This window comes from Glaciecola siphonariae (genome assembly GCF_042652645.1).
Classification (GTDB): Bacteria; Pseudomonadota; Gammaproteobacteria; order Enterobacterales; family Alteromonadaceae; genus Glaciecola; species Glaciecola siphonariae.
In genome coordinates, this window is sequence record NZ_JBHSGU010000025.1 from 39933 (window position 1) to 41877 (window position 1945).

The window sequence follows — 1945 nt, forward strand, 5'->3', positions numbered from 1 at the left end:
GAGCAAACAGCGACACAAAGTGCGGTTGCTCCCGGTAGTACCAATGGAGGTGGAACACCACAGTACGATGGCACTTATTTCTTTGGTGGTGCAGGGATGGATGGTGAATATATCGATGACATGGCGGCAGCTATGGGTGAGGCAGGAATATCTGACGTTCACACAGTTGATAGTGAACGATGGTCGATGAATTCTGGTATTGATGCAGCGATAGGTGTACTAGCGCTAAACGAAGAAGTGGACTTAGGTAATCGAGTTCACACTACGCCAGAAAGACTGATCAACAAAGGTGATGGTGAAGGTCAATTCAATTTAGTTGGGTATTCATACGGCTCTCTAGTAGCCGCGCAAGTTGCCATGACAAGAGTCAAAAAAGGCGGAAACGTAGATAACCTTGTACTAATAGGTGCACCTATAGCGAAAAGCTTCTTGACAACACTTAGAGCCACAAAAGGAATTCGCAATGTAATAGTGAAGGACTTAACGAGACACGGTGACCCTATCAGGGCGGGGATGTCAGGGTGGGATGTAATTCGTTCCGCACCTCAACTGGGCTATCAAATGACGCAGGGTTCTGGGCATTTCTATTATGCACCAAGCAATCAAACAGGCATGAACCGACGCAGACAATTGGCGAAAGACTTGTATGATGGAGGATTGCGATAATGGCGCTGAACAAGAAAGGCATTTCCAACATTCTATATTGGCTAGCTGTACTTTTTAGTTATGGAAATCTTATTGCGATAATCGCTATACAATGGAAATTCATTATTAGTGGGAAAGGTATCGGGTCCTTTACAACGCTTTGGTTTGTTGGCTACTTCGCTATTAGCTTTATTGCATGGTTGATTGCATTTTTAGTAACCAAGAACCGAAATTTCAACATTGCATATTGGTTAAGCATTGTAATTCCAATTGTGATGTTTCTAACGCTACCTATTAAATTTTATATCGAGTAGCTAAGTAGATGTAGACCACCACGCATTTATCGTACTTTTTACCAAGTTATTTATCATAAGATCTGAACATAATTTTCTATTTTCCCACGCTCCTATCGAACGCTAGATTTTCTTTGCCACGTTTGCTTCGTACGATTTCTCATTTTTCTGCAGAACAACAATCGCTTAAAGCAGGTAAGCTTAAAAAAATGGTGGTACTGTTAGCTTTGATTACGACAACAAAGGTAACCAAACCAAGCGTAATAATATTCAAGAGGTATGGTTTTACAGCTTTAACAAGCCTACTAGAATAGAGCGTTTAGGCTCACGCGTAGACGTTTATTATGGCGCCGATGCCATGCGCTACAAACAAGTGAGAGTGGTAGAGGGTAAGTCGGTAACTACGCATTACATCGACAAATTGTACGAGGTAGAAATAAGCGAAGGGCTAAGCACGCAAATAAGCTATATATCAGATGTGGCCATATTGCGCGAGAGCAGCGCAAAACGTGTAATCCTCCCCAAAAAAATAGCACTTTTAACTAGAAAATTCCGCTAACATTAGAGCAAAGATATTTTCACCAGCGCAGGAAAATAATATGAGTCCCGTTGACTAGCTATCACTTCCAATAGACCCCTCAGGGTCAGGTTGCTTGAAATATTGCTTACTCATTGATAGTGATAGTTGTTGAACACCAAAACCCGCGCGTAGGGGTATTTTTCAAATAGGTTTAGTCAGTCTATATCAATGCTCTTTAAAAGCGCGGCTCTCCTCGCCAAATCGGCATAAACGGCTAGAAGCGCACTATGCTCGCTCATTCATATGAATGGTCGCATCTACGACTACAATATTGGCCGGTTTTTAAGCGTTGACCCGTTCATTCAAGGTACTGGCAGTCAGGGGATCAATCCCTATTCCTATGTGCTCAATAATCCGCTTAGTTTTACTGATCCGACTGGTTACACTGTAGAGGCGGAAGTGGACGAAGTAAAAACTAAGAAGGTTG

General features: G+C 42.3%; 2 protein-coding genes and 1 pseudogene. All 3 read left to right on the plus strand.

Translation table 11 applies throughout. The features are described from left to right. Positions 1-666, plus strand: a 666-nt coding sequence (locus ACFO4O_RS16590; protein ID WP_382410562.1) for a hypothetical protein, incomplete at its 5' end; no start/stop codon positions are given. 630 nt (positions 667-1296) lie between these two features. Further along, a complete protein-coding gene (locus ACFO4O_RS16595; protein ID WP_382410564.1) occupies positions 1297-1497 on the plus strand; it encodes a hypothetical protein in 201 nt (66 codons plus the stop codon). Positions 1498-1752: 255 nt separating this feature from the next. Beyond that, positions 1753-1945, plus strand: a pseudogene (locus tag ACFO4O_RS16600) (RHS repeat-associated core domain-containing protein); the annotation flags it as partial.